At 62.3% G+C, this 305-nt stretch carries 1 pseudogene; it reads right to left on the bottom strand.

What is annotated here, in order from left to right:
• A pseudogene (locus AN394_RS21845) lies at window positions 1-305 on the bottom strand (F0F1 ATP synthase subunit beta); the annotation flags it as partial.

The raw sequence follows: 305 nt of genomic DNA, 5'->3' as shown, positions 1-305 counted from the left end.
CCCAGCAGTGCCGACACTTCGGTACCGGCCAGGGTGTAGCGGTAGATGTTGTCGACGAACAGCAGGACGTCCTTACCCTTGCCGTTTTCGTCCTTCTCGTCGCGGAAGTACTCGGCCATGGTCAGGCCGGTCAGGGCGACGCGCAGACGGTTGCCCGGCGGCTCGTTCATCTGGCCGTACACCATCGCCACCTTGTCGAGGACGTTGGAGTCCTTCATTTCGTGGTAGAAGTCGTTGCCCTCACGGGTACGCTCACCCACGCCGGCGAACACGGACAGACCGCTGTGCGCCTTGGCGATGTTGTT

This window comes from Pseudoalteromonas sp. P1-26, from assembly GCF_001401795.1.
Classification (GTDB): Bacteria; Pseudomonadota; Gammaproteobacteria; order Enterobacterales; family Alteromonadaceae; genus Pseudoalteromonas.
The sequence above is the reverse complement of the archived record's forward strand: the minus strand, read 5'-3'. Positions and strand labels throughout refer to the sequence as shown.